The 25,578-nt window shown below is 65.2% G+C and carries 22 protein-coding genes; 4 read left to right on the forward strand and 18 right to left on the reverse strand.

What is annotated here, in order from left to right; all coding sequences use genetic code 11:
- Positions 1 to 607 precede the first annotated feature (607 nt).
- Both GNZ21_RS15125 and GNZ21_RS15130 read right to left on the reverse strand, forming a co-directional pair.
- Positions 608 to 2,695, reverse strand: coding sequence for an MMPL family transporter (locus tag GNZ21_RS15125; RefSeq protein ID WP_157325819.1), 2,088 nt, complete (start codon positions 2,693 to 2,695; stop codon positions 608 to 610).
- Between the two features lies 1 nt (position 2,696).
- A complete protein-coding gene (locus GNZ21_RS15130) occupies positions 2,697 to 3,881 on the reverse strand; it encodes a ferrochelatase (RefSeq protein WP_157325821.1) in 1,185 nt (394 codons plus the stop codon).
- A gap of 93 nt (positions 3,882 to 3,974) precedes the next feature.
- Between GNZ21_RS15130 and GNZ21_RS15135 the strand changes: the two genes are divergently transcribed.
- Complete coding sequence (locus tag GNZ21_RS15135; RefSeq protein ID WP_157325823.1) at positions 3,975 to 4,526, forward strand: MarR family winged helix-turn-helix transcriptional regulator; 552 nt, start codon at positions 3,975 to 3,977, stop codon at positions 4,524 to 4,526.
- 29 nt (positions 4,527 to 4,555) lie between these two features.
- Here the strand turns inward: GNZ21_RS15135 and GNZ21_RS15140 are convergent, their stop codons facing one another.
- Complete coding sequence (locus GNZ21_RS15140) at positions 4,556 to 4,819, reverse strand: glutaredoxin domain-containing protein (protein WP_157325824.1); 264 nt, start codon at positions 4,817 to 4,819, stop codon at positions 4,556 to 4,558.
- 80 nt (positions 4,820 to 4,899) lie between these two features.
- On the opposite strand from GNZ21_RS15140, the gene GNZ21_RS15145 reads away from it, so the two are divergent.
- A complete protein-coding gene (locus tag GNZ21_RS15145; protein ID WP_188503618.1) occupies positions 4,900 to 5,562 on the forward strand; it encodes a hypothetical protein in 663 nt (220 codons plus the stop codon).
- 187 nt (positions 5,563 to 5,749) lie between these two features.
- On the opposite strand, the gene GNZ21_RS15150 is transcribed toward GNZ21_RS15145, so the two are convergent.
- Together GNZ21_RS15150 and GNZ21_RS15155 are read right to left on the reverse strand one after the other, a co-directional pair.
- Entirely contained in the window at positions 5,750 to 6,580 is an 831-nt protein-coding gene (locus GNZ21_RS15150) for a rhomboid family intramembrane serine protease (RefSeq protein WP_157325826.1), read from the reverse strand.
- 77 nt (positions 6,581 to 6,657) lie between these two features.
- Positions 6,658 to 7,203 carry a peptidylprolyl isomerase gene (locus tag GNZ21_RS15155; RefSeq protein WP_157325828.1) on the reverse strand — a complete coding sequence of 182 codons (546 nt, stop codon included), beginning with the start codon at positions 7,201 to 7,203 and terminating at the stop codon, positions 6,658 to 6,660.
- 142 nt (positions 7,204 to 7,345) lie between these two features.
- Between GNZ21_RS15155 and GNZ21_RS15160 the strand changes: the two genes are divergently transcribed.
- On the forward strand, positions 7,346 to 8,116 hold the full coding sequence (locus GNZ21_RS15160; RefSeq protein WP_157325830.1) for a hypothetical protein: 771 nt from the start codon (positions 7,346 to 7,348) through the stop codon (positions 8,114 to 8,116).
- 140 nt (positions 8,117 to 8,256) lie between these two features.
- On the opposite strand, the gene GNZ21_RS15165 is transcribed toward GNZ21_RS15160, so the two are convergent.
- The 4 genes from GNZ21_RS15165 to GNZ21_RS15175 all read right to left on the reverse strand — a co-directional run bounded on the left by GNZ21_RS15165 (position 8,257) and on the right by GNZ21_RS15175 (position 13,324).
- Positions 8,257 to 11,508, reverse strand: coding sequence for a S41 family peptidase (locus GNZ21_RS15165; RefSeq protein WP_157325832.1), 3,252 nt, complete (start codon positions 11,506 to 11,508; stop codon positions 8,257 to 8,259).
- Between the two features lie 131 nt (positions 11,509 to 11,639).
- Positions 11,640 to 12,269 (reverse strand): anthranilate synthase component II, encoded by a 630-nt coding sequence (locus tag GNZ21_RS15170; protein ID WP_157325834.1) that lies wholly within the window; start codon positions 12,267 to 12,269, stop codon positions 11,640 to 11,642.
- A gap of 9 nt (positions 12,270 to 12,278) precedes the next feature.
- A complete protein-coding gene (locus GNZ21_RS15755; protein WP_188503617.1) occupies positions 12,279 to 12,443 on the reverse strand; it encodes a hypothetical protein in 165 nt (54 codons plus the stop codon).
- On the reverse strand, positions 12,443 to 13,324 hold the full coding sequence (locus GNZ21_RS15175) for a class E sortase (RefSeq protein WP_157325836.1): 882 nt from the start codon (positions 13,322 to 13,324) through the stop codon (positions 12,443 to 12,445). Before GNZ21_RS15175 ends, GNZ21_RS15755 begins: the two co-directional genes overlap by 1 nt.
- 83 nt (positions 13,325 to 13,407) lie before the next feature.
- Here GNZ21_RS15175 and GNZ21_RS15180 point away from each other — a divergent pair, with 83 nt between their 5' ends.
- Entirely contained in the window at positions 13,408 to 13,707 is a 300-nt protein-coding gene (locus GNZ21_RS15180; protein ID WP_229659482.1) for a cell division protein CrgA, read from the forward strand.
- Positions 13,708 to 13,785: 78 nt separating this feature from the next.
- On the opposite strand, the gene GNZ21_RS15185 is transcribed toward GNZ21_RS15180, so the two are convergent.
- The 9 genes from GNZ21_RS15185 to GNZ21_RS15225 form a co-directional block, all read right to left on the reverse strand.
- On the reverse strand, positions 13,786 to 14,526 hold the full coding sequence (locus tag GNZ21_RS15185; RefSeq protein ID WP_157325840.1) for a type 1 glutamine amidotransferase: 741 nt from the start codon (positions 14,524 to 14,526) through the stop codon (positions 13,786 to 13,788).
- Positions 14,526 to 15,839 carry a Mur ligase family protein gene (locus GNZ21_RS15190; protein WP_157325842.1) on the reverse strand — a complete coding sequence of 438 codons (1,314 nt, stop codon included), beginning with the start codon at positions 15,837 to 15,839 and terminating at the stop codon, positions 14,526 to 14,528. The genes GNZ21_RS15185 and GNZ21_RS15190 overlap by 1 nt, the downstream gene beginning before the upstream one ends.
- Before the next feature lie 3 nt (positions 15,840 to 15,842).
- Positions 15,843 to 17,960 carry a protein kinase domain-containing protein gene (locus GNZ21_RS15195; protein ID WP_157325853.1) on the reverse strand — a complete coding sequence of 706 codons (2,118 nt, stop codon included), beginning with the start codon at positions 17,958 to 17,960 and terminating at the stop codon, positions 15,843 to 15,845.
- Positions 17,961 to 18,026: 66 nt separating this feature from the next.
- Entirely contained in the window at positions 18,027 to 19,721 is a 1,695-nt protein-coding gene (locus GNZ21_RS15200; RefSeq protein ID WP_157325854.1) for a protein kinase domain-containing protein, read from the reverse strand.
- Entirely contained in the window at positions 19,718 to 21,178 is a 1,461-nt protein-coding gene (locus GNZ21_RS15205; RefSeq protein ID WP_188503616.1) for a penicillin-binding transpeptidase domain-containing protein, read from the reverse strand. Before GNZ21_RS15205 ends, GNZ21_RS15200 begins: the two co-directional genes overlap by 4 nt.
- The gene (locus GNZ21_RS15210) at positions 21,175 to 22,653 is read right to left on the reverse strand and encodes an FtsW/RodA/SpoVE family cell cycle protein (protein WP_157325856.1); all 1,479 of its coding nucleotides are present in this window, start codon (positions 22,651 to 22,653) and stop codon (positions 21,175 to 21,177) included. Before GNZ21_RS15210 ends, GNZ21_RS15205 begins: the two co-directional genes overlap by 4 nt.
- A complete protein-coding gene (locus GNZ21_RS15215; RefSeq protein ID WP_157325867.1) occupies positions 22,653 to 24,203 on the reverse strand; it encodes a PP2C family protein-serine/threonine phosphatase in 1,551 nt (516 codons plus the stop codon). Before GNZ21_RS15215 ends, GNZ21_RS15210 begins: the two co-directional genes overlap by 1 nt.
- A 7-nt stretch (positions 24,204 to 24,210) precedes the next feature.
- Positions 24,211 to 24,714, reverse strand: a complete 504-nt coding sequence (locus tag GNZ21_RS15220) for an FHA domain-containing protein FhaB/FipA (protein WP_157325876.1) — start codon at positions 24,712 to 24,714, stop codon at positions 24,211 to 24,213.
- A 16-nt stretch (positions 24,715 to 24,730) separates the two neighbouring features.
- Complete coding sequence (locus GNZ21_RS15225) at positions 24,731 to 25,504, reverse strand: FhaA domain-containing protein (protein WP_157325878.1); 774 nt, start codon at positions 25,502 to 25,504, stop codon at positions 24,731 to 24,733.
- Positions 25,505 to 25,578: the final 74 nt, after the last annotated feature.

Here is a 25,578-nt window from a genome sequence, read left to right on the forward strand (position 1 = left end):
CGATATCGGAGGTCTCCGCTCACATCACGGACTGTTCACAACGTGTCGAGGAACTACACCTAGCCTACTCTGATGGGTTGTGACCGATCCGGCTACGAGCGTGTCGCGTTAATGACTGCGGGGCGGATGGATGCAGTAGCTGCGCAGCTCGGCGATCCTGGCTGTCTTAGCGGTGCTGGCGAAGCGGAGGACATGGCTGAAGTCGATGCGCACTCCTGCTGTTTCCATGTAGCCGTCACAGGAGGCAAGGCGACCGTGGGTGATTACGGATACGACTTCCACGTGCTCAGGTGTGAATGTGGGTCTCACTTGTTCAGCGGCAGCTGGTCCGCTGTAGGAGCCTCCGCCAACGAGAGTCCACACCGAATCCTCGGTAAGCCACTCAGAAACAGACTGTGCATCTCCCTTGGCCCAATTTACGGCGAAGTCGCTTACTATGCCGATCCGGGGCGAATTTCCGCAGTCGGCCGGTAGCTTGATCTCCATCGGTGTTCTTTCCGCTCTTCGACTACCGTTGTGCCCGGGGCCTGGCAGTTGTCTACCATCGATCCGAACCTACCACCGCCCCAGTGAGGCATGCCAAGTGCTGCCGCGAGGTCCCAATGAGTTAGCGGGGGAGACGCGCCAGGCGGGACGGCCACCAGATTCTGCGGCCAATGTCTGCGCACAGAGCAGGTACTTGCAGGGTGCGGACTACGAAGGTGTCGATGGCCACCCCTAGAGCTACCAAGAAGGCGAGCTGGACCATGAACATCAGTGGCAGCACTGCCAGAGCAGCAAAGGTTGCGGCCAGGACGATGCCAGCTGAAGTGATCACCCCGCCGGTGACTACGAGAGAGCGCAGCGTTCCTTCTGCCGCCCCGTGAGCCGGGGTTTCCTCCCGCGCCCGGGTCATCAAGAAGATGTTGTAGTCGACTCCAAGCGCCACCAAAAACATGAAACCGTAGAGCGGCACAGTGGGGTCAGCTCCAGGGAAGCCGAAGATGTGGTTGAACACCAGGGCGGATATTCCTAAGGCGGCGAGGTAGGAGAGCACTGTGGTCGCCACCAGGATCAACGGAGTCACCACTGCCCGGAAGAGCAGCACCAGGATCAGGGTGACCGCGAAGAGGACACTGGGAACGATCACCATCAGGTCGCGCTGTGCGGTCTGGTTGGTGTCCAATTGGGTGGCGGTAGTCCCACCCACCAGTGACTCCTGCTCCAGCGCGGTCAGTTCATCCCGCAGCGCAATGGTGGTCTGCTCGGCCTCCTTGGAGTCCGCAGGGGCAGCCAGGGTCGCCGAGATCTCTACCCATCCCTCGACCACATGGGCCTCCTGCGGGCCCTCAGCCGGAGCCTGCCCTTCGCCCAGTAGTTGGGCAGACGCTACCCCGTCGATGCTTTCGATGATCTGGAGTGCATCCTCTGCCTCATCGCTGCTGACGAAGATGTTGGCCGGCGCCCCGGTGCCTGCCTCGAAGTGTTCCTCGAGCAGTTCCTGTCCGGCTTTGGTCTCGGTCTCGCCCAGCACCACCTCGGACTGGGGTACACCCTCGGCCCGCAGTTGGCCTACGGCCCCGGCGGCCAACACCAGAAGCAGAGTCACCGTCACCCACACGGCACGGGGGCGGCGCCGCACCACACCAGCGACGCGGCGCCAGAGCCGGTGCTGGATCCCAGAGCCGTCAGCGCGGACCTGCGGGGTTCTCGGCCAGAATGCCGGCCGGCCGACCAATGACAGCATCGCCGGGAGGAAGGTCAGGGTTGCCGCCATGGAGAAGACGATTCCGGCCGCTGCCACCGGACCCAGCGCCCGGTTTGAGTTCAGGTCCGAGAGCAGCAGGCACAGCAGCGCAGCGGCTACAGTGCCGCCTGAGGCCAGAATCGGCGGGGCAGATCTGCGCACTGCTTTGCTCAGCGCGGCATGCCGGTTCCGTTGTGCTCCGAGTTCTTCCCGGTACCTGGCCACCAGCAGTAGCGAGTAGTCCGTGGCGGCACCGATCACCAGGATCGAGAGGATGCCCTGGACCTGCCCGTTGAGCTGGATCCAGCCGGCATCAGCCATGAGGTAGATCACGGTGATCGAGGCACACAAAGCCCCCACTGAAGACACCAGAACCAACACCGGCAGCAGCACAGAGCGGTAAACGGTGACCAAAATGATGAACACGGCGACGACGGCGACCAGCAGCAGCAGCCCGTCGATCCCGGCAAAGGCCTCCGAGAGATCCGCTGACAGTGCGGCGGGACCGGTCACATAGGCCTCCCACTCGCCCTCGACCAGCTGCTCAGCGACGAGTGCCCGGAGGTTACTGAGAGTGTTCCCTTCAGCGGCTTCCTCATCCAGCAGGACGATCAGCTGGGCTGCGGCACCGTCCGCAGAGGGCTGGGCTGGTGCGGCCCGCAGCACTCCGTCCAGTTCCGCGGCGGCTTCACCGAGCTCACCGAGCTCGCCGAGGTGCTCTTCGGTGAGCTCGCCCGCCTGCGGTGCGGCAACCACTGTGGCGGGGACGGCGCCGTCATCACCGAACTGTTCCTGCACCTCAAGCGCCTGGGTGGACTCAGCTTCAGCTGGGAGAAAAGTGGCCTGGTCATTGGTGGTCACCGAGGAGATGGCACCAAATGTCTGCCCGCCCCAGGCGGTCCAGGCCAGCCACAGAACGGCCAGCACTGCGGGGATGAGGACACGTACAGAACGCTTTGGGTTGGTCATCTCAGGGCTCTAGGCCCGCAGCTGCCGGCTGGAAACCCAGCCGGACATTCTCGCAGCACCCGGGCCGGCAGACGTCGTACCACGGGCCCAACTCAGTGAGATGCTTACGCTGTTCAGGCACGGTGGCGTTGATACGCTCCTCCACCAGATCCGCCAAACCTTGGACGAATTTTGGATGAGCGCCCGGTGTGGCTGTGCGCACCGCCTGGAGCCCTGCCTCCTCGGCAGCCTCCATGGCTTCTTCATCCAGGTCCCACATCACTTCCATATGATCGCTGAGGAACCCCACCGGCACAATAGCTACCGCCTGTGTGCCCTCGGCGGGCAGTTCTGCGATCCGGTCGCAGACATCGGGCTCCAGCCAAGGCTGGCTCGGCGGGCCGGACCGGGACTGGTAGACCAGCTCCCATGCCGGGGCAAACCCGCAGGCTTCGGCTACCGAGGCCATGATCTTCTCTGCCACGGCCAGGTGCTGGGCAGGGTACGCCCCGCCTGCTTCGCCGAAGTTCTGATCCCTGGGGCCGGAGTGTTCCGCGTCCACGGTGGGAATGCTGTGCGTGCAGAACAGCACCCGGATTTCATCCGGGCGGTGCCCTGCTGCAGTGAAGCTCTTGAGCGCCTCGTGCAGGCTTTCAGTGAACGGGGTGACGAAACCCGGATGGTCGAAGAACTGGCGGATCTTGTCAATCTTTACCTTGCCGACAAGGTTGGTCTCCAGGAGCGCCCGGGCGAAATCCTCGCGGTACTGGCGGCAGCTGGAGTAGGAGCTGTAAGCACTGGTGGCGATACCTAGCAGCCGGTGGTGACCGGCCTTGTCCGCCTCCTTCACAGCATCCCCAAGATAAGGATCCCAGTTCCTGTTGCCCCAGTAGACAGGAAGCCCGAGGCCACGGCGGTCCAACTCCTGCTGCAGGGCTTGCCGCAGCGTCCGGTTCTGTTCGTTGATTGGGCTGACTCCGCCGAAATGCCGATAGTGGGTGGCTACCTCTTCCAAACGTTCATCAGGGATGCCTCTGCCACGCGTGACATTGCGCAGAAAAGGGATCACATCCTCCTGGCCCTCAGGCCCGCCGAAACCGGCTAATAGGACGGCATCATAGACTTGAGGCCGCTGCACATGGGGTGAGCCGGCAGCAGAAGCTGCGGTGGCGTGCGGTACCTGTGCATGATGCGCTGAGGTGGTCATGACTGGCTCCTTGGTGCGTCAGGTGGAATGGGGAGAACCGATAAAGTTAGCCTAGCTAGTAATAAGCGTAGCTTACTGATGGAGAATGTGCAGATGGGAACTTCCGAGAGCGACACAGGCCCGGAGGAGGTGCTGCTGGATCCGCGGGTCATGGACCCTACTGGTGCGCTGGTGAACCTCGAGAGCATGGACCAAGGCACAGTAGATGAAGCTCTTGAGGTGCTCAGAGCATTGCGGGCCTGGCATCAGGCCGAGCGCCGGATGAACCAGACTTCCCAGCGGTATATGAAACTGGGGGAGAACGATATGCGGGCACTGCGGTGGGTCATTGCGGGGCAACGCAGCGGTAAGCCCGTCACCCCGACGATGATCGCTCAATATCTGGGAATCTCCACGGCTTCAGTGACCAAGATGCTGGATCGGCTCGAGCGAGCGGGGCACATCCGCCGTCATCCCCATCCTGCGGACCGGCGCAGCAGCACCGTCGAGGTCACTGAAGCCACTCAGCAGGCAGCGCGGGACTCAGTAGGCCGCAGCCATGCCGAACGCTTCCGCATCGCCGCAGAAATGTCCCCTGAGGAGAGGGCGGCTGTCATCCGCTTCCTGGAGGCCCTCACTTCCACCGAAAGCAGCGCCGGGCCCTGACTGTCTCTGAGCTTCCGGCCCAGGCCTCATCAGAGCAGGCCAAGCTCCCGCAGCTTCGCCTCAACATCAGCATTGCTGGGCTCCACCTGGTGGGTGGCATCTGGGTAGACCACCACCGGGATATTGGTCCGTCCGGAGATCTCCCGCGCGATGTCAGCCGCGGCCGGTTCGGCCACCAGATCAACATAGCTGTAGGGGATTCCCAGCTCATCCAACTGAGCTTTGGTCCGGCGGCAGTCACGGCACCAATCGGCGCCGAACATCCTGATAGGTGGGTCTGCGGCAGCTGTCATATCCCCCACTTTAGGCCAGAATGCGCGGGATCATCCGAAGGAAGGATCCACTGCAGTGCACCGGTGGATAGTCTGGGCTCGTGTTCAAGGACTGGCAGCGGAAGCGCGCGGTGAAGAAGATTAAGCCTGGGGACGGCCGTGCGCTCAGACCATTTCACTGGTGGCAATGGATGTCCCGGGGGCTCTTCTACCTCACACTGAGATCCCCGGAGGGCGCGGCACACATCTATGCTGTGGATGTCAGCTACTGGGACTATTTACTGGGCGAGGCCAAAGCACACCTCTTTCTGGACGGAAAGCACCATGCTGTGTCTAAGCTGCCGGCAGCATTCCCGGTCCCTGGCGGGCACATCGACGTGCGAATGGCCGCCTATGGGCTCAAACGGTGCCACTTCGTCGCTGAGGACGGCAGCCAGCAGCAGCTGCGGGCTGATCCGCAATCCGCAGAGGGCCACCGTGCGCATCTGGACATCACGCATCCGGTCTTCAGCCGCTGGCTCGGCATAGCCTCAATGGTTGTTCTGGTCGCCGCACTTCTGTTGGGCATCCCGCAGCTGGTGGAGATGGTCACCAGCTGGGATGTAGTCGCCCAATACACCGGCACCTGGGTCTCCCCGGTGCAGTTGCCTGACTGGCTCAACGGTGCGCTGATCTTCGGTGCCCTGGCGGCCAGTATCGAACGAGCCCTCCGGCTGCGCTACAACTGGCTGCTCGACGGCGGCGACCTCGACATCGACTTCTGAGCAGAGATACCCGGGGGACACGCCCGGCGGCACTTTTCCACAGGAGTTATCCCCAATGTGGAAAAACTACACTGATGTAACTCCCCTGATCAGAGACTTTTCCACAGGCCGCTGTGGATTCTGTGGGAATCGTCCTCAGGTTGGCTGGGGAGAGCGGGATTGACTCCGCGCGGCTGGCTGGCTCCACCTACTGCATAGGAAGCAGCTGCACACCAAGGGCTGTCAGGCCCAGGAGCGCAGCAGCGATCCCAGTCAGGGCCAGCGCCTGCCAGAGACGTTGCCGCGGCCCTCGAAGATAGGCATAGACCGCCGCTACCACGGCACCGGTGACCAGTCCGCCCAGGTGGCCCTGCCAGGAGATATTAGGCACCATGAAGCTGATCACCATATTCACCCCCACCAGAGCCAGCACGCCGCCGGCTGAGGTTCCGGAGGAGCGCATCAGGATGAACAGCGCCCCGAACAGGCCGAACACTGCGCCGGAGGCACCCACTGTCGGCACAAAGGGTGAAGCCAGCCCTAACGCGGAGACCAGCAGGATCGCCACCGAACCGCCGAAGGCTGAGAGCAGCAGCAGCACAGCAAAGCGGAGCCTGCCGATCTGCGGCTCCATCACCCGGCCCACAAACCACAGGGCCAGCATGTTGAAGCCGATATGGGCCACATTGCTGGGATGGTGCAGCACCGCCGAGGTCAGCATCCGCCAGGGCTCGAACTCCCAGTACCAGGTGGAGGTGTACAGGGGCGCGTAGGCGAAGAGCCCGGTGATATCGGGGGCGTACAGAGCGAAGGCATCATGCAGCCGGGGTGCCACCTGCAGCAGGTACACCACCGCGCACAACGCGATGAACGCATAGGTCACCACCGGTCTGGCGGTGGGCGCAGCAACGAAGCTGCGGGTTGCCGCCTGACCAAAGCCGGCACCCAGGCGGGCAGCCGGCAGCGGCGCCTGGCCTCGGTGTCGTCGTCCCTCATTGAGACACTCCGGGCAGTGGAAGCCCACCGGTGCCTCAATCATGCAGGCAGAGCACAGAGGCCTATCGCAGCGCTGGCACTGCACATAGGCCTCTGAGTCAGGGTGGCGGAAGCAGGCGCTCAGAGCGCTGTGACCTCAATGGTCTCGATGACAACATCCTCTTTGGGACGGTCACGTGCATCAGTCTTCACGGCGTTGAGCTCATCGACGACTTTCTTAGAGTCCTCATCGCGGACCTCGCCGAAGATGGTGTGCTTGCCCTGCAGCCAAGTGGTGGGCACCGAGGTGATGAAGAACTGGGAGCCGTTGGTGCCCTTCCCCATCTGGATACCCGCATTGGCCATCGCCAGCTTGTATGGCTGGGTGAAGTCCAGCTCCGGGTGGATCTCGTCGTCGAACTGGTAGCCGGGGCCACCGACGCCGAGGCCCAGCGGATCCCCGCCCTGGATCATGAAGTCCTTGATGATCCGGTGGAAGACAGTGCCGTTGTAGAGCGGGGTGCCGGTCTTGTCTTCACCACTCTCCGGGTGCTTCCAGGGCTTCTCGCCGGTGGCCAGCCCCACAAAGTTCTCCACAGTCTTGGGTGCATGGTGGCCGAAGAGCTCCACCTCAATGGTGCCCGCGGTGGTGGTAATGGTTGCCTGATGTGTTGCAATAGCTGTCATAACCCCATTGTTTCACGCCCCAGTCTGGTAATTGCCCGAAACAAACCTGACGGTTTGCTCCCGAAGTGGGCTTGTCGTCGCATCCCGGGTCCAAGACGGCGTAGGCTAGTCAGAGCAACCGATCCTGATTCGGAGGACATGCATGTTCGGTAAGAAGAAGAAACGGAGCCACAGCTGGGGGCAGAAGCTGCTCGCCGGCATCGATACGGCTCAGGACTGGGCGGAGCCGAAGTTGAGCTCTGCCGCTGACTGGGCGGAAGACACCTACCGCAAAGGCGCTCCGATGGTTCAGGACGCCTCAGCCAGAGCGCTGCACGCGGTCGGTGACGGTGCCTCGGTGGCCGGCACCAAGATCAAGCAGTACACGTCCATGGCCGGGGACGGTCTCGCAGCCCAGTATGACAAGCTGCCGCCCAAGGCCAAGAAAGAGATCAAGAAGGTCATGGACAAGTACGACGGCGCTAAGACCGAGTTCACCAAGAACACCATCCCTGCCGCCGGGTACAAGCTGGGCGGCTATGCAGATAAGACCGCCAAGCTGATCCACAAGGCTGAGGTGGACCCGCGGGTGGAGAAGGCGCTGATCAAGGCCACTGGTGACAAGAAGATCGTCAAGAAGCTGCGGAAGAACTCTGAGAAGTTTGCAAAGCAGGCTTCCAAGGAGCTGAAGAAGCAGCAGAAGGCGAAGTCCCGCAAGAAGGGCCTGCTGGTCTTCGGCCTGGTGGCCGCCGGTGTCACAGCCGGTGTGGCGGCCTGGCGGGCCTCCAAGCCGGTGGAGGACCCCTGGAAGAAGCCTGAGCCGGTCTCCTCGCACACTCCGGCCAATTCGCCCAAGCCGGCTGCTCAGGCGGAGACCAACACCGACGCTAAGCCGACACAGGCTGAGGTTCCGGCCCCCAAGCCTGCCGCTTAAGCAGCACCTGCTTCAACGAGAAGGACCCAGTCATTGTGACTGGGTCCTTTCTCTATGCCGGCAGACCGTGAGGCCCGTTGCTTTTGGGTGATCAGGCAGTGATGGGGCTGTTTAGGCCGAAAACGGCGGTGCTCAGCAGATTAATGTCTCACTTTGGGCTCCGGAAGCGCCGGAGCGGCGGCTGCCGGGCTCTGCTGCAGCCGGGTCAGCGCCTCCTCGATCGCTCGGTCCAGCTGCGGGTCCTCCGCCCGGAAGAGCTGGCCCGGATCGTGGATGACCTCAATATCCGGATCCACCCCGTAGTTCTCCACACCCCAGTCCTTGCCGTGGATCCAGAAGGAGTACTTCGGCTGGGTCACCGCGGTGCCGTCGATCAGGTCGAAGCGGCCGTCAATGCCGACCACCCCGCCCCAGGTGCGGACTCCGACTACTGGGCCCAGCTCAATGGCCTGGGCCACAGCGTTGACGATATCGCCGTCGGAGCCGGAGTACTCATTGGCCAGCAACACCACCGGTCCCCGGGGAGCCGACTCCGGGTAGGGCATAGCGGTTTTGGTATGGCGGACCACATTCCAGGCCACCACCTGCTGGGCCAGCTTGGCGATCACCAGCTGTGAGGTGTGCCCGCCGCCGTTATAGCGCATATCGGCCAGCACGCCCTCACCCCGGGCGGCATGATGCAGATCCCGGTGCAGCTGAGCCCAACCTGCTACCTGCATATCCGGAACATGTAGGTAGCCCAGACGGCCCGCTGTCTTATCGGCCACATACTCCCGGCGGGAACGGACCCAGTCCTGGTAGCGCAGCGGTGCTTCACTGGCCAGGGGTACGACCACGACGCCGCGGGACTCTCCGGCGCGCTGCAGGGTCAGCTGCACCGGTTTGCCGGCAGCCCCCACCAGGTGCTTGGCTGGGCCGAAGACCGGGTCCACCGGCTGACCGTCCACTGCAGTGATCAGATCACCAGGCTGAGCGTCGACTCCTGCCGCAAGCAGGGGGGAGCAGGCCTCAGGGTCAGAGGAGTCCCCGGGCAGAATCCGGTCAATCCGCCAGCCCGCCTCAGCTGCGGAGAGATCCGCGCCGAGCAGGCCCAGCTGCCTCTCCTCCCCGGGGGAAGCACCCTGCGGGATCACGTAAGCATGAGAGGTGTTGAGCTCACCGACCATCTCCCAGAGCAGATCAGTGAGGTCATCATGGCTGCGGACCTTGTCCACCACCGGGCGCCAGGTCTTCCCGACCGCAGACCAGTCCACGCCGTCCATATCCTCGCGCCAGAACTGCTGGCCCATCAGCCGGTGCGTCTCCGAGAACATCTGGCGCCATTCCTCCGCCTGGTCAACGGTAAAGCGCAGCCGGCTGAGGTCTACGCTCACCCGCTCCGGGTCGTCATCCTCCACCTGCTTGGCCGAGGGTTGGACCGTCACGGCGTCCTGATGGCGCACCACAAGCCTGCTCCCGTCCCCGGAGACCGCATAGTCATCCAGCTTTTCCACAACCGTGGAGGTCTTCCGCTGGGAAAAGTCCCACCGGATCAGCTGATCGGCCGGCTGCTCCCCGGGGGCGCCATGGCGGCGGCTGCCCAACTCACCGGACTCTGTTGCCTCTTTGATCCATACCAGCCCGCCCTTGACCGCGCGCAGATCGGTATAGGCGCCTGAGGGGACAGGGAAGGGGACGATGCGCTCCTCGGCACCCTCGGCGGTGAAGTCCGGGCTGGCGGGGGCGGCGTCGTCGTTGTCTTTGCTCTCCTTATCCTCCGAGAGGCGCCAGCCCTCAGCGCTGGGCCCGAACGGCGGGGGCTGGGAGGCGGCCAGCGGGATCAGCCAGGGCCGTACCGTACCGGTGAAGAACAGGTCGAAGGAATGATCGTCGTAGGAGGGGTCAAAGGTGCGTGAGGAGAGGAAAGCCAGGTGCTTGCCGTCCGCGGTGAAGGCCGGTGAGAAATCGTGGAAGCGCCCTGAGGTCACCGGCACCGGCCCGGAGGTCCCGGCGGTGTCCAGCAGCATGATCCGGTACATGGTCTTCTGGCCCCACATGGTGGGATGCGCCCACACCAGGTAGCGGCCGTCGGGGGAGAAGGAGAGCTCCTGCGGCTCGCCCTCCGTTGAGCGGGTGACCTCAGTGACTGTTGCCTCCAGGGTTGCCTTGCGGCCCGTCCAGGTCAGGGAGACCAGCCGGATCCAGCCGTCGTGGGAGACCACCGCCAGGCGAGTCCCGGCTGGGTCTGAGACCAAGTGAAGGACGCGCCCCAGCTCCCCGGTGAGTACGCGCTGCGGGGCCGCGCTGCCGTCCAGGGTGTAGATCTCCAGGCTGTCCTCACCCTGGGCATCGCTTGCTGCAGCCGCTTTATCGGTGCCCCCCAGCAGGACCGGTTCCCGGGTGCGGACACCTGATTCAGCAGCCAGGGCGCGGGCCGGACCCTCGCGGTGGGTCAGCCAGAAGGTTTTGCCCCGCCAGGAGACCAGGCTGGCATCACCGGTGTGGTCCGGAACCAGGGCCTCGAGGTTCTCGGTGGGCTTCAGGCTCAGCGGAGCCGGCGCAGTGCCCGGCAGGGTGACCTCCAGGCGGCGCGGTGCGGCCTGCAGGCTGTCTTTGATCCAGATCTCCCCGCGGCTGTGCCAGGTGATGCGCTCGCCGTCGGTGGTGGCGTCGCGGACATAGCCGGTGGCCTCATCCTGGAAGGTCAGCTGCTTAGGCGGTTTGGGCTTCTTGGCCCCGGGCTTCTCCAGGATCCAGAGGTTTGCCTGCTCCTGGGCCTTCTTGGGGAAGCTGGCGGCGCGGTCGGAGACGAACAGCAGCGCCGAGCCGATCCACATCGGGTCCACTATGCCCGCGGTGTCCTCCGGCAGCAGCTGTTCCCAGGAGCCCTTGCCCTTGGGGTCCAGCCAGAGTTTGGGGGCGGTGCCGCCGCGGTAGCGCTTCCAGTGGGCGTTGGGGCGGATGTAGGGGGTGGTCAGGGCGATGCTGCCGTCTGCGGAGTAGGCGACCCCGGAGGCTGAGCCCAGCTGAAGGCGCTCCCAGCGTCCCTGCAGAGTGAGCGCGCGGATCACTTGGTGCCGGTGCGCCTCCCCCGCGTTGGTGGCCACCAGCAGCCGGCCGTCCGGGGCGAAGCCCAGCAGGTGCGTGCGGTCGTTTCCCCAGTAGGTCAGCCGCCGGACCTCTCCGGAGTCGATGCTGACGGCGTAGACCTCGCTGTGCCCGTCCTTGGTGGAGACAAAGGCGACTTGGGCGCCGTCGGGGGTGATCCGCGGCTGCCTCACCGGGGCGGCGTCGCGGGTCAGCCGCCAGGCCCGGCCGCCGGCTGCCGGGGCAAGCCAGACATCGTCGGCGGCGGTGAAGGTGATGAGATCTTCATGCAGATGGGGATAGCGCAGATACGGTGCTGAGCTCATCTCTTCACCCTACACAGCTGCGGCGCGCCGTGTAGGGGGATCTCCCGGCGCAAAGTCAGTCAGTTTTCGGATTATCGGTACTTCATGAGCAGCCGATCTTCCGACAACCCCCTGATAACTGCTCGCGCGGCTCAGCGAATGGGGTTCAGATCAGCCGCCTTGGCCGCCGCACCCTCCAGGCCCAGGGATTCCAGCCAGTTGCCGAGCATCCGGTAGCCGCCCTCGGTGAGCACTGACTCCGGGTGGTACTGCATCCCCCACAGCGGCGCACTGCGGTGGGCCAGGCCCATAATCACCCCGTCTGAGGTGGTGGCGGTGACCTCCAGAACCTCCGGCACGGTCTCCGGCTGCACCGCCAGGGAGTGATACCGGGTGGCCTTAAAGGTCTCTGGCAGGCCCGCGAAGGAGGCGTGCCCGGTGTGGGTGACCGGTGAGGTCTTACCATGCATCAGCTGCTCGGCGTGAGTGACCACGGCGCCAAAGGCCTCACCCAGTCCCTGGTGCCCCAGGCAGACCCCCAGCATGGGGGCGCGGGCGGACTCGCACCAGCGGATCAGCTCCACTGAGACTCCGGCCTCGGCCGGTGTGCCGGGGCCGGGGGAGATCAGCACCCCGTCATGCTCAGCGGCCACCGCCTTGGCCTCCTCCAGGGAGAGGTCATCATTGCGGATCACCGTGGCCTCAGCACCGAGCTCCCGCAAGTATCCCACCAGGGTGTAGACAAAGCTGTCGTAGTTGTCGATGACCAGAATGCGCGTCATAACCCTCAATTATCCGTCTTCTATCGTCACATCGCCCAATGGGCTGTGCTCGCTCAGCCAGGGGAAGACGAACTCCATGAGCCCGTACACCACAGCTGCCAGCAGAATCAGGGACAGAATGATCCGCAGCCACAGCGGACCGGGCAGCACACGGTTGAAGAACCAGGCGTACATCAGGCCTCCTCCTCCGGCACCCAGAACATGTCGGCGATCCGGTCATGGTGAGCCAGATCCGCCGGAGCCTCACCGCCCAACGGGATGAAGTCCACGATCTCGGCATGATGAATCAGCCGTTCCCGGTTGGAGTACATCGGGTGACAGGTGGTGAAGGTCAGCACCCCCACCTCTGGCTCGACTCCGGACTGGCTGGGCACCGGGTTGAGCACCTCGGTCTGGTGGGGCAGCACCACGTGGCGCTCGCGGACCTGGTAGACGTACATGCCGTCATTGGAGACCACATAGATGGGATCGCCGATCTGAAGGGCGTCCTGATTGCCGAGCATGGAGGCATTGGTGTTGCGGTGCCCGGCCAGGGCAAAGTTGCCCGGCTCATCCGGCCACTGGGTGGCGGTGTAGTGGCCCACTCCGCCGCGGTCGATCTGCTCAGCGGCCACCCCGTGGCGGATCGGTGCTGCCCAGCTCTCCCCCAGTCGCGGGGCGTAGGTGATGCCCATGATGTCCTCGGGGCCGGTGGCGGCGCGCATATGCTCTGCGCAACCGATCTCGGTGCCGTCTGGCAGGGTGTAGCAGACCTCGAAGTCCTGGGGATTGGGGCCGTCCTCGGTACCGCCCTCGGTGCTCTGCTCGGTCACAGGGAGCTCGGGGGCGCTGGAGTAGAACTCCTCCAGTGACTCCTGGCGGTCGGATTCGGCCTCGATGCCGGTCCACCACAGTTCCCAGACCACAAACAGCAGGCCCAGCACCCCCAGGGTGATGAGGATTTCGCCAAAGCCGCCCATGATTTTGGCGCCCACAGAACGACGACGCCGCCTGGGCTTGGGTGCCTGGGCAGCACGCTGTGCCGGGACAGCGTGTCGGGGAGGTGCTAGGGACATCGTGTTCAGGAGCTCGCTTTGCGTAGAATGGCGCTTCAAGACCTCAGATGTCCACAGGATACCTAATACTTCAGGAGTTCCACGTGCCAGAGTCCAAGCGCCGCAAGAAGCGCAACACCACTGCCCAGCAGGGCGGCGAGTCAAGCTCGGCGCTCTCGGGCGCCGAGCAGTTCGGCTTCGAAGATCTGGAGGCTGAGGAGCAGTCGCTTCCCGGCTGGTACAAGGTCACCATGTTCGGGCTGATGATCCTCGGGCTGCTGTGGCTGATCACCTGGTACGTGACTTCTGGTGCGCTGCCGATCAGCGCTGCCGGGGGCTGGAACATCATCATCGGGTTCTCCATCGCCATGGTCGGCTTCTTCATGACGATGAAGTGGAAATAGCCCACCTGAATCACCGGGCTCTGCCTGGAGCTGTGACTATGCGACCGGCCGTCGGGACGTTCTGCCGGACCTTCGCGGTCAGCGAGGGCGGGAGCTCGCGGTCTGCCGGGCCCGCTCGGTCAGCGCCTGCAGGGGCAGCGGGCTGGAGGCCGGGGACGCCAGTTCCCCGAGCTGCTCCCCAAACTTCTGCTGCACTGCAGTAGAGATCAGGAAATCAGCGATCGCCGGGTTCTTGGGCAGCAGGGAGCCGTGCAGGTAACTGCCGAGCACATTGTGCTGCCGGGCCCCTTCATGGGCGTCCCGCTGGTTGTTGCCCTCCCCTGTGGTGACCGCGGCCAGTGGGGCGGCGTCGTCCCCCAAATAGGTCTGCCCGGAGTGGTTCTCGTAGCCGATGACGGTGCCGAACTCGTCCGATTCCGCCACGACATTGCCGATCAGCCGCTTATCGGTGCCGTAGGTCTCCACATCCAGGATCCCGATGCCTTGGATCCTGCGGCCTGCGCGGGTTTCGAAGAAGTGCCCGAAGAGCTGGTAGAGCCCACAGATCATCAGCATCGGCACCTGCTGCTCGGCCAGGGCGTGCAGGCGCTCGCCGATGCCCAGCAGGTCAGCCTGGATCCGGTCCTGTCCGGAGTCCTGGCCGCCGCCGCCGATGAGAATGTCGGGATCGGTGGGGAACTCCTCCCCGGGGTTATAGCTGAGCATCACCGGCTCGTAGCCGTACCACTGAAGCCGGCGCTGGAGCACCAGGGTGTTGCCGTAGTCCCCGTAGATGTTCATATCCCGCGGGTAGAGCTGCAGAACGCGAATCTGCTTCATCAGTTGAACGCCTCCACCTCTGTGTAGGACCCCAGATGCTTGCGCAGGGCGAGCATAGCGGTATAGGTGCAGAAGATCCGGCGCGGGGTCCGCGGGTGGCGGCTGAGGAACTCGTCCAGGGCCACGACCAGTTCAGGCTCGACTCCGCGGACCGGGACCCCGTCATAGTGCAGTCGCAGCGCCATGTCATAGGCGCGCACCCCGGAGACCATCTCCACGCCCTGGGCGGCCAGGGACTCGAAGCTGACATCCCACAGCCAGCTCATATCCCGGCCGTCGGCGTAGTTGTCGTTGATCGCGATCATGGTGGCCACACCCTCGGCGGAGAAGCTGCTCAGACCCAATCGGAACCCGGCCGGGTTCTTCACCAGCACCAGGTCCAGCGGCGCTCCGCCCACGGTCAGGGACTCGCCTCGGCCGAATGCCGGGGCCGCCTCCTTCAGCGAGCGCAGCAGGGCTTGGTGGTCAATGGCCCCGCCCAGCACCTGGCGCACCAGGGCCAGGGCCGCGGCAGCGTTATAGGTGTTGTAGGCACCGTTGACGGTCAGCTCGGTGCTGATCTCCTCAGCGTTCTCGCCGGTGCCCAGCCGGAAGGTCCCCTGTTGGGTGCCCAGCGCGGTCAGGGTGACCTCTGCCTCCGGCAGTTCTGCCGGTGCAAGAGTGGCGTTGCTGGCATGAAGGTCATCGTCACTGGGGAAGTGCTTACGCAGCTCGGGAGCCAGCCCGAAGTACCGGATCTCCTGGTCCTGCAGGGATTCGGCAATCCGCGCCACCCGGGCATCTTCCCGGTTGAGCACCACACCGTGGGTGGTGTGCTCAGCGATGGTGCGCAGCATCCCGGCGGTGGTGTCGATCTCGCCGAAGCGGTCCAGCTGATCGCGCATCACGTTCAGCAGCAGGCTGTAGCGCGGGGCCACGGCACGGACAAAGTGCACTGCGTGGGCCTCGTCCAGCTCCAGCACCGCGATATCGGCCTCAAGCCTGCCGCGGGGGGTGATCTCGCCCAGCACAGAGGCCACCACTCCACGGGTGAAGTTGGACCCGGAACGGTTGGTGAAGACCTTCAGTCCCTGACCGCGCAGCAGTTCCACCACCATTTTGGTGGTGGTGGTCTTCCCGTTGGTTCCAGAGACTACGACGACGCCGCGGGGCAGTTGGGAGAGCACACTGGCCAGAAAACCGGGGTCGAGGCGTTCCACCACCAGGCCGGGGAAGGCGGATCCGGAGCCGCCGCGCAGTTTGGTCACCGCCCGGGCGGCTTTGCCGACCAGGATCGAGGCCGGGCGCGGGAGTCGGGGACGGATTACTGCCAAGGGCTAGTCCTCATCCTCATTGTTCCCGTTGCCGTTGCCGTTGCCATTCCCGTTCCCGGGACCGTCTTCTTCGTCCTCGTCACCGTTCTCGGAGTCCTCGTCCTCATCCTCGGCGTCTTCTTCATCCGCTTCGTCCTCTTCCTCATCCTCCTCGGGCCAGGACTGCTGACTGACGGCATGGAGGTAGATGACGGCGTCGTTGGGGACGGTTCCGCCGTCCTGCACTGACGCGCCGCTGGGAGAGTCCACGGTGATCTCTACGACCTCACCGGCAAAGCTGATTCCTGCGCCCTGAGGATTGTCCACAGTAACCCAGTGAACCTCCCAGCCGAAGCCCTCAGCAGCAAGTGCCTGCCCGGCCTCCTGCTGCCAGATGCCGGTCAGCCCGGAGGGCAGGCTGCGTTCGCCGGTGGAGATGACCAGATCCACCGCGGTCCCGCTCTCCACACTGGTGCCGGACTCGGGGCTGATGCTGATCACCTCCCCTTCGGCGTACTCCACATGGTCCTGGGCGGTAACCTCTCCGACCTCCAGGCCGGCGTCCTGAAGGATGCTGCGCACAGTCTCCTCGGGCTGACCGATCAGCCCGTCGGGGATCTCCACCTCTGAGGGCCCCTCGGAGATGTAGAGGATCACCTCGGAGCCGGACTGCAGCTCTTCCCCGGCTTCCGGGTCGGTGCGGGTGGCGTGGTTGGCCTCGATTTCGTTGTCCGGCTCAGTCTCCACCTGCACGGCGAAGCCGGCGTTGGTCAGCTCTGCATGCGCTTCAGGCTGTGACCAGCCCACTACATCAGGGATGGCAACTAGCTCATCCTCAGCCACCTGGCCATCATCCGGGCCGCCGCCGAGCAACTGAGCCAGCAGGAAGGTCAGCCCGCCCACCAGCAGCAGGGCGATCACCACCAGCAGCACGTAGAGCCAGGCCCGGTTCTGGCGGCGGGGCTGCTGACCGTACTCCTGGTAGTCGTCATAGTCGGGGTCCTCCGGGGTGCGGGCGGACATCGCCGGATGTGCGTGGACCAGATTGTCGAATCCGGCGCCGGCTGCGCCCATGGCCCCCACAGCGGCCAGTTGGGTGGTGGCGCCCTCATCCACCGGGATGCCGCGCAGGGCATTGGCCAGGGCCTCGTCGAACTCATCGGCGGACTGGAAGCGCAGGGCGGGGTCCTTGGTCAGCGCCTTGGCCACCACTGACTCCATGGCAGGCGATACCTGGTTGTTGTAGTCAGAGACCGCGGGAGGCTGCTCACGCACGTGCTGGTAGGCCACGGAGACCGGGGAGTCCCCGGTGAACGGCGGCCGGTTGGTGAGCAGCTCGAAGAGCACGCAGCCGGCGGAGTAGAGATCGGAGCGGTGATCCACCACCTCGCCGCGGGCCTGCTCCGGGGAGAGGTACTGGGCGGTGCCCACCACGGCCGAGGTCTGGGTCATGGTCTGTGCGGAGTCGGCCAGGGCCCGGGCAATCCCGAAGTCCATCACCTTCACATCCCCGGCATTGGAGACCATCACATTGGAGGGCTTGATGTCCCGGTGAACGATCCCGCGGGAGTGCGAGTAGCTCAATGCCCCCAGCACCCCGGACATGTACCCGGCGGCCTCCTGCTCGGTGAGCGGGCGGCCCAGGGCAGAGTCGATCTTCTCCTGCAGCGGCTCGGTGACCCGGGGGACCACCTGGGTATCGTCAGGATCTGTCACCCCCAGCACATCAGAGTCAGTGCTGCGGGATGCGCCGCCGGTGGTCTCGGCAGTCTCCGGCGGGGGTGGCGGGGCATCATCGTCCTGGCCCCTGGGGGTGCCGTGCAGGATATGCCGCAGGGTGACCCCGTTTACGTACTCCATCACGATGAACGGGGTCTTGACCTCCGTGCCGTTGCCGGCCACCTCGGCGGAACCGGTGTCGTAGACGCCCACAATATTGGGGTGGTTCAGGCTGGCTGAGGACTGGGCCTCACGCTTGAACCGGGTCTGGAACATCGGGTCGCGTGCCAGGTCCGGGCGCAGCATCTTCACTGCAACCTCACGCTCCAGGGAGAGGTCCCGGCCATGGTAGACATCGGCCATACCGCCGCGTCCGATCAGCGCCTCAATCTGGTAACGCCCGTTGAGCACTCGCTCGGTCATCGGTCACCTCCTGAGACGACAAGATCGAAGTACGGTGCCTGGGCGCTGTGGATATGGATACTCACCTTAGCCGCCCTCTCCGTTTTCACCGTTGCCCGGGCCCGGGCTGCCGGTCTCAGTCTCTCCGCCCCCTGGGGGTTCAGTCTCGTCCTCGCCGTTGCCTGGATCTGGCTCTTCGGTAGGTTCCGGATCGGTGGGAGTGGGCGTGGGTGTGGGGGTCGGGGTGGGCGTGGGTGTGCTCGGCGGCGGCAGTGGTGCCTGGGTAGTGGGTGGCGGCGGCGGCGGAGCTTCAGTGGTGGCCGGCGGCGGTGGCGGCCCGGCCGAGTAGAACAGGGTCACTGTAGTTCCGGGCAGCAGGCTGCCGGCAGGGGTGACTCCGGTGATGGTGCCGGCCGGCTGATTGGACACCACCTGTTCGCTGTGCACGTCCAGGCCCTCGTCCTCCAGCCGGGCGATGGCCTCATCCAGGGGAAGGCCCAGCAGCTCCTCCTCATCCACCTCCACCAGCTCAGGCTCCGCGGTGGCGGTTTCTGTGGCGTATTCAGTGATGTACTGGGTGGGGACCACCGTGGAGACCTCCTCCGGCTCCTCATCAGCGGCCAGCATCGGCAGCACCCAGGCGCCGAAGAGCGCCAGCAGCACCAGAATGATCAGTGTGATGGCCGGCCAGCGCCACCGTGAGCCGATGGTCGACTCCTTCGGCGCGGGGGAGTCCCGGTCACTGCTGTGGTGCCGTGTGCCGGCGGCGGGCTGGGCGGCCGCTTGAGCCGTGGCGGGCAGCGAGGGGCCTTCGCCGGGCTCCTCGGGGGTGCCGGCGGAGCCCGCCCTGGCGGCACCGTCCTGGACGGAGGGAGCGCGGGGGAGCAGCTGGGTGGCGTCCTGGTCCTCAGTTCCTGCCAGGTGGTTGTTCAGTGCCGGCACGGCGGCCACGGCGGCCTCGATGTCCCCGCGCAGCATCGCCTCGGCGGCGTCTGCCATCTTGGTGGCATTGGCAGGCCGCTGGTCGGTCTCCTTGGCCAGCATGGCCATGATGAGGGCACGCACCTGTACCGGCACCGTCTCGGGCAGCGGCGGCGGCGGGTCATTGACCTGTTTGAGGGCGATGGCGATCTGCGACTCACCGGTGAAGGGCCGGTGGCCCACCAAGGCCTCATAGCCGATCACGCCCAGCGCGTAGATATCGGAAGAGCCGGTGGCGTGCTGGCCCGTGGCCTGCTCGGGGGAGAGGTACTGGACGGTGCCCATCACCTGGCCGGTGGCAGTCAGCGGCACCTGATCAGCCAACCGTGCGATGCCGAAGTCGGTGATCTTCACCCGGCGGGTGGGGGTGATCAGCAGGTTGCCGGGCTTGACATCGCGGTGCACCAGGCCCTGGTCATGCGCCACCTGCAGGGCCCGGCCGGTCTGGGCCAGGATGGAGAGCACCTTCTCCCAGGGGAGGGTCTTCTCCTTCTCCAGGATCACACTGAGCGGACGGCCCGGGACCAGTTCCATCACCAGGTAGCCGGAGCCGGCCTGTTCGCCGTAGTCGTAAATATCGGCGATCCCGGGGTGGTTCAGCAGAGCGGTGTGCCGCGCCTCGGCCCGGAAGCGGCGCAGGAACGCCTCATCACCGGTGTACTCCTCTTTGAGGATTTTGATCGCGACAGTGCGGCCGAGGACCTCGTCATCGGCCTTCCACACCTCGCCCATGCCGCCGATGGCGATGCGCTCGGTGAGCTTATAGCGGTCACCCATGGTGATACCGACTGCGGGTCTCATTCCTCAATCACCGCTTCCAGCATAGTGAGCATCTGGGAGCCGGTGAGCTCATTGCCGCGGCTCATCTCGATGCCCTCATAGACCACGGTGACTGCGTACTGCGGGTCATCAGCGGGTGCGAAGCCGGTGATCCAGGAGTTGACGGTGTTATCTCCGTCTCCGCGCTGGGCGGTGCCGGTTTTGGCGGCCACCTGGAAGCGGCCGGAGTCGGCCCGCCAGCCGGTGCCCTCCTCCACTGTGGCCACCATCATCTCGGTGAGCGCATCGGCAGTGGAGCGATCCATCACCTCATTCAACACCTGCGGCTCCGGGTTGCTCAGCAGCTGGAGGTCTGAACCGCGGATCGTGTCCACCATCTGGGGCTGCATCAGGGTTCCGCCGTTGCCTATGGCCGAGGCCACCATGTTCATCTGCAGTGGGGTGGCGGTGACGCTGCCCTGCCCGATGGCTGACCGGGCCAGCTCGGCGTCGTCGGCCACCTCCGGAAAGCGGGAGGGCTGTACGTAGATGGGGATGCGCAGTGCCTCATTCCAGCCGTAGGCCTCCGCGGCCTCCAGGATGGCATCCTCGCCCAGGTCCATTGCCGCTGCGGCGAAGGGGGTGTTGCAGGACTGGGCGAAGATCCAGTTCAGCTCAGCTTCCTGGCGCTGGTGGCAGCCGCCGTCGGCGAAGTTCGGCAAGGTGGACTCGGTCAGCGGCAGCTCCAGCTCGCTGGGGTTCTCCAGTTCGGTGTCCGGCTCGTAGTCACCGGATTCCAGCATCGCCAGGCCGGTGACCAGCTTGAACACCGATCCGGGGAAGATCGGGTTATTGGTGGCCACGTTGTAGTTCAGGTGCAGACCCTCGACCTCCTCCAGCCGCTCCAGGGTCTCGTGGAACTGGGAGGTGGAGTGCACGGCCAGCTCATTGGTGTCATAGCTGGGCTTGGACATCATGACCTTGATCTCGCCGGTGCGCAGATCAGTGAGGATGATGGTCCCGCGCTCATCGTTGGGGATGAGGTCATAGGCCAGTCGCTGCAGCTCCGGATCCAGGGTCAGCTCCACCTGGGCGCCCATCAGGGTGTCCCCGGTGAACAGGGCGGAGATCCGGTCGAAGAACTGGGCGTCTGACTGTCCGGAGAGGTATTCGTTGAGCGCGTATTCGATGCCGGACTGATTGGGCCCGGGGGTCACCACGGAGAAGTAGCCGGTGATATGGCTGTAGAGCTCGGGTTCGTGGTAGATCCGCTGATAGTCGTACTGGGTGGTGTCGCTGGGCACTGACTCGGCGATCACGGTGCCGTCTACGGTGATGGGTCCGCGCGGAGCCCCGGCGTCAGCGATCAGCTGCCGGGAATTGCGGGGGTCGGAGTTCAGCGAGTCGGTGAATACCACCTGGGTCAGGCTCAGGGCCACGAAGAGGGATAGGAACATCGCGACCGAGACCACCCAGGTATGGCGGATGGCGTTGTTCACCGCTGCTCACCTCCTGGAGGTGATTCCACGGCGGCGTGTTCTGCAGTGTTCTCGTCGCGAACCGCCAGCTGTTCGGCGGTGTCGCGGCCGCGCAGCGGATCCTCAGTTCCGGAGGCCCCGGCGCCGGTGGTGTTGAGCATGGGTCCCACCACGATCGGACGGCGGGCAGCATGGCTGATCAGCAGCACGATGGCCACAATCAGCCAGTTGGCCAGCAGGGCCGAACCACCGGCGGCCAGGAACGGGCTGACCAGGCCGGACATGGGGATCACTCGGGTGATGCCGCCGACCACCACGAACACCTGCAGCACCAGCACCACGGCCAGGCCCACAGCCAGCAGTTTGCCGAAGTGGTCGCGGGTGCCCAGACCTGCGCGCATGTACCGGGAGAACAGAATCAGGTAGAGCACCAGCATGGCGGAGAGCCCGATGAAGCCCAGTTCCTCGCCGAAGGCCACGATGATCATGTCCGAGTTGGCTAGGGCCACGATCTGTGGGGAACCGGACCCGAGCCCGGTGCCGGTCAGCCCGCCGTGGGCCAGGCCGAAGAGCCCCTGCACCAGCTGGTGGGAGCCGTAGAGCTGCTCGTAGATCTCCTGGTCGAAGGCGTTGAGCCAGATGTCGAACCGGTTCCGGGCGTGCCAGACGAATTGGTAGGCCAGCAGACCCCCTGCGGCCACTAAGACTCCGCCGATCATGATCCAGGAGATGCGGGAGGTGGCCACGTAGATCACGGCGACGAACAGGCCGAAGAACATCAGCGCATTGCCCAGATCGTTCTGCACGATCAGCACGCCCATGGCGATCAGCCAGGCCAGGAACAGCGGGCCAAGGTCCTGCAGCCGGGGGAAGGTCATCGGGCCGATCCTCTTACCGGCCAGCAGGATCAGGTCACGGTTATTGGCCAGGAACCCGGCAAAGAAGATGGCCAGGGTGATCTTGGCCAGCTCGCCGGGCTGGAAGCTCATCCCCCCGATGCTGATCCAGACTTGGGCGCCTTGGATGTCTTGGCCCACGCCGGGGACGATCGGCAGGAACAGCAGCACCACCGAGGCGGCCAGGCTGATATAGGTCAGCTGGCGCAGCTTGCGGTGGTCCTTCAGCAGCACCAGAAGCAGCATGGCTGCGGCCATCGAGAGCCCGGTCCACAGCAGCTGCCGGTCGGCCACGCCCTCGTACTGGGAGGTGAAGTCCAGCCGGTGGATCATCGCGATGCCCAGTCCGTTGAGGGTCACCACGATCGGCAGGATGAACGGGTCGGCGTATTTGGCCCGCAGCCGCAGCACCACGTGGAAGGCCAGCGCCAGGGCCGCCTGGGCCCCGCCCTCGATGTAGTAGCGCTCATCGATGGTGTCCTCGAGGTTCAGGCCCACCAGGACCTGGGCGCCGATCCCGATTGTCAGCGCCAATACCAGCAGCAGCAGCTCCACATTGCGCCGCGGCCTGGGGTGAGCCTCCTTCTGTGCCGGGGCCATCAGTTCCCACCTCCGGCAATCTGTTCGAGGTTCTCCACGATCTGCTCTGCGTGGGCCCGGTTCTCGGCGAAGATTCCGGACTCCACCCGGTTGCGGTCATAGCGCGGCAGGTCCTCCAGGGGGATCCCGGTGTGCTCGTCCACCTCGGAGAGTGTGATCGGGCCCAGCGACTGGGAGACCCCGGTGAAGATCGCCACCTCGCCGTTGTCCTCGCCCACGTAGTACTGGGTCTGGGTCCACACATAGCCGAGGAAGGTCACCACAGCGACCAGCACCACCAGCAGGGACACAAAAGTGGGCAGGAACCAGGCACGACGACGCCGGGTGGCTTGGACGGCGTCAAGATCGTCCTCATCGAGCGGGTACTCGGAGCTGTTGTCCTCCTCTGGCGGCTCGGGCGAGGTCTCGACCGTCTCCGGCGCTGGGGGCTGGTGGGTCCTGGGGGTCTCGCCATGCTCGCCGAGCATCTCGGAGTAGGTGTGCCGTACGGGTTTCAGCGGCTGACCGGTCAGCAGCGCGGCCATCGGGTGTTCGTCCACATTGCGAGGCACTACGGGTATGGTGCCGGTCTCAGCGGCGGCCACTGCGGCGCCGACCAGCTTATGCGGGCGGACTCCTAGGGTGCGTTCCACCATGGCGGCCGAGAGCGGGGAGAGCTCGCCCTCCTCCGGGGAAAGCCCCTCCAGGGCGCTTCGGTTGACCACCGGGATCACATCCAGCTCCATAGTGCGCTGGTTGCCTTCGGGATTGGTGAAATCGCCAGTGGAGGCCGCAGCCACGGCCTCCTCGCTCAGCGGAACCTCATCCGAGGTGATTAGGTGCTCCTCCTCGGCGGTGACCACATCCAGGGCAATCACGGTCACATTGTCCGGGGCCCCGCCCTCCAGGGTGAGGTCCACCAGATCGTCCACGATCTTCTCCAGCGGATCCCCGCTGCGTAGCTTCTGCTCGATCAGCCGGTCAGAGACCACGGCGTTGAGCCCGTCTGAGCAGAGCAGCCAGCGTTCCCCGGCTTCCAGCGGGAAGCTGGTGATGTCCAGCTCGGGGGAGGCATCCACATCGCCGAGAACGCGCATCAGCACGTTCTTATGCGGATGGTACTCCGCGGCTTCGGGATCCAGGCGGCCCTCATCGACCAGGCGCTGCACAAAGGTGTGGTCGTGGCTGACCTGCCGGAACCGGCCCTTCTTCAGCCGGTAGGCGCGGGAGTCTCCGATATGGGCGAACTGCAGTTTGTCCCCGGTGATCAGGATGGCGGTGATGGTGGTGCCCATACCGGCCAGCTTGGGGTTGGTCTTGACCAGCTTGTTCAGGAACGCGTTGGCGGTCTGGATCTCATCGGGGAGCACAGTGTCCGGCTCAGCGAAGCCTCGGGTGTCCAGGTGAGCCAGGTCCAGCACTGTGGAGGCGGAGGCCACATCGCCGCCGGCGTGGCCGCCCATCCCGTCGGCGACTACGGCGAAGTAGCGCCCGGCGTAGCCGGAGTCGTCGTTCTTGGAACGGACAACCCCGTCGTCCGAGCGTGCAGCGAAGCGGAAGACCAGGCTCATATCGGGTTCAGGTCCTCAGTTCCAGGACAGTCTTGCCGATCCGGATCCGGTCCCCGGGCTCCACTGTGGAGGCGCGGGTCAGCTGCTCATCGCCCAACCAGGTGCCGTTGGTGGAGCCCAGATCCTCCAAGAACCAGCGGGAGCCCTGCGGAAAGAGCCGGGCGTGCTTGCCGGAGGCGTAATCATCCTCCAGCACCACAGTGCACTCCTGGGCACGGCCCATCATGATCGGCGCTGAACCCAGCTCCACCTCAGTGCCCACCAGGGGCCCTTCGGAGATCACCAGGCGTTTGGGCCGGGGCCGTGGAGTCTGCCCTGAGTGGTGGACGGTGGCGGGGGTGCCACCCTGCTCAGGCGCCGGGGCCGGCGGCTGGCTGCTGCGGTTGGCCCGGGTGCGGGCGCGCTTGGAGACCATCATGTCGCGGCCCTGGGCGGCGATGATCGAGAGGATCAGGATCCACAGCAGCAGCAGCAGCCCGAACTGCAGGACGGTGATGGCGAGTTCGCTCATGGTCTCCGGTGTGCCCTCAGCCGATCCTGAATCGCATCCGCGCATTGCCCAGCGCGATCACTGCGCCGTCGAAGAGGTCGGCCTCAGCGCTGCGCAGCTCAGTGCCGTCCACATAGGAGCCGTTGGTGGAGCCCAGATCCCGGGCCACCCAGCGGGAACCGGTTCGAAGCACTTCCAGGTGCTTACGGGAGACCCCGGTGTCCGAGATGGTGATGTCCGCGGTGGAGGAGCGGCCGATCACCGTGGCGGTGCCGTTGAGCATGTAGGAACGCCCGTCATGCTCCAGGCTGGCGGTGGTGGCCCGCGCGGCAGTGCTGGAGCGGCTCATCCGGCCCGGCAGGGCGGCGGTGGCTGCGGGTCCGGCGGTCGGTCCGGCGGCCGGAGCGTGGGAGGGCCGCGGCACGGTGGCGGCGGGGCTTACATCGCGGTCGGTCTGGGTCTCGATGCTCATCTGGCCCCGGCGCAGCTCTGTGTTCTTCACAAAGGTGGCCTTCACCGGCCCCAGCAGAGTGTAGCCCTGGGAGTCGGCGTGGCGGAGGATCTCCTCGCAGAGCTCCTCGGCCAGGGCGGTGCCGTATTTCTTGGCCTCGGCGAAGTCGTCCTCCGAGAGTCGGATCTTGTACAGGTTGGGCACCAGGGCGGCACCATTGGCTGCCGTGGACGACTCGCGGTCCATATGGCGGCGCACTGCAGTGGCGATCTCCACGGGTCCGACGCTCCCTCCGCGTCCGGAGAAGGCGCCCCGGACCGCTTTCTCAATTCCTCGTTCCAGGGTATCCAGCAGTCCCACAGGCACCTCCTTCAGGTCACTGGTTCGGGTGCGTCCGCCGGGGTGGGCACATGGGCCTGCGGCGGGCACACTGT

This window comes from Nesterenkonia alkaliphila (assembly GCF_009758175.1).
GTDB lineage: Bacteria > Actinomycetota > Actinomycetes > Actinomycetales > Micrococcaceae > Nesterenkonia > Nesterenkonia alkaliphila.

Coding starts and splice junctions, on each gene's coding strand:
- GNZ21_RS15160 (WP_157325830.1), top strand. CDS start 7,346: ATGTTCGGTAAGAAGAAGAAACGGAGCCACAGCTGGGGGCAGAAGCTG.
- GNZ21_RS15165 (WP_157325832.1), bottom strand. CDS start 11,508: ATGAGCTCAGCACCGTATCTGCGCTATCCCCATCTGCATGAAGATCTC.
- GNZ21_RS15125 (WP_157325819.1), bottom strand. CDS start 2,695: ATGACCAACCCAAAGCGTTCTGTACGTGTCCTCATCCCCGCAGTGCTG.
- GNZ21_RS15175 (WP_157325836.1), bottom strand. CDS start 13,324: ATGTCCCTAGCACCTCCCCGACACGCTGTCCCGGCACAGCGTGCTGCC.
- GNZ21_RS15210 (WP_157325856.1), bottom strand. CDS start 22,653: ATGGCCCCGGCACAGAAGGAGGCTCACCCCAGGCCGCGGCGCAATGTG.
- GNZ21_RS15215 (WP_157325867.1), bottom strand. CDS start 24,203: ATGAGCCTGGTCTTCCGCTTCGCTGCACGCTCGGACGACGGGGTTGTC.
- GNZ21_RS15140 (WP_157325824.1), bottom strand. CDS start 4,819: ATGACAGCTGCCGCAGACCCACCTATCAGGATGTTCGGCGCCGATTGG.
- GNZ21_RS15135 (WP_157325823.1), top strand. CDS start 3,975: ATGGGAACTTCCGAGAGCGACACAGGCCCGGAGGAGGTGCTGCTGGAT.
- GNZ21_RS15150 (WP_157325826.1), bottom strand. CDS start 6,580: ATGATTGAGGCACCGGTGGGCTTCCACTGCCCGGAGTGTCTCAATGAG.
- GNZ21_RS15195 (WP_157325853.1), bottom strand. CDS start 17,960: ATGACCGAGCGAGTGCTCAACGGGCGTTACCAGATTGAGGCGCTGATC.
- GNZ21_RS15185 (WP_157325840.1), bottom strand. CDS start 14,526: ATGAAGCAGATTCGCGTTCTGCAGCTCTACCCGCGGGATATGAACATC.
- GNZ21_RS15155 (WP_157325828.1), bottom strand. CDS start 7,203: ATGACAGCTATTGCAACACATCAGGCAACCATTACCACCACCGCGGGC.
- GNZ21_RS15130 (WP_157325821.1), bottom strand. CDS start 3,881: ATGACCACCTCAGCGCATCATGCACAGGTACCGCACGCCACCGCAGCT.
- GNZ21_RS15220 (WP_157325876.1), bottom strand. CDS start 24,714: ATGAGCGAACTCGCCATCACCGTCCTGCAGTTCGGGCTGCTGCTGCTG.
- GNZ21_RS15755 (WP_188503617.1), bottom strand. CDS start 12,443: ATGTACGCCTGGTTCTTCAACCGTGTGCTGCCCGGTCCGCTGTGGCTG.
- GNZ21_RS15170 (WP_157325834.1), bottom strand. CDS start 12,269: ATGACGCGCATTCTGGTCATCGACAACTACGACAGCTTTGTCTACACC.
- GNZ21_RS15200 (WP_157325854.1), bottom strand. CDS start 19,721: ATGAGACCCGCAGTCGGTATCACCATGGGTGACCGCTATAAGCTCACC.